Below are 432 nucleotides of genomic sequence, written 5' to 3' on the forward strand. Positions count from 1 at the left end.
GTCAATACACCAACCAGCAAGGCGATTGCAGAGTGGCGAAATTTCATGGTCATCCTCCTTCGGTATTACGATACAGGCCGTCTGAAAACCGCAATCCGTTTTCAGACGGCCTTAAGGTTTATTCTTCCCAATCCTTCCCTTCTTCTGAAACGTCGGATTGACCGGCCTCCATCACTGCTTTAATTTCTTGGAACAACGCGCGGAAGTTTTTCGGCGGTTTGTTTTGTTCCTGCTCTTTTTTGGTGTTGCGGATCAAGGTACGCAATTTGCCGGCGTCGGCTTGCGGAAAATCGGCCATAAATTGGGTAATCGCGCCATCGTCTGCCAACAGTCGTGTACGCGCCTGCTCGACACGTTGCAAAAAGGCATTATGTGCCGTATTGTCGCCGCGCAGTTTGGCCAAATAAGCTTCGATGGGCGCAGGGTCGGTAT

1 protein-coding gene is annotated in these 432 nt (G+C 50.7%); it reads right to left on the reverse strand.

Going from position 1 to position 432, the window contains the following annotated elements; all coding sequences use genetic code 11:
* Window positions 1-118 precede the first annotated feature (118 nt).
* Window positions 119-432, reverse strand: a 314-nt coding sequence (gene yjgA / locus ACTHUR_RS21610; RefSeq protein WP_440400873.1) for a ribosome biogenesis factor YjgA, incomplete at its 5' end; no start/stop codon positions are given.

The organism is Neisseria sp. P0021.S007 (assembly GCF_051956855.1).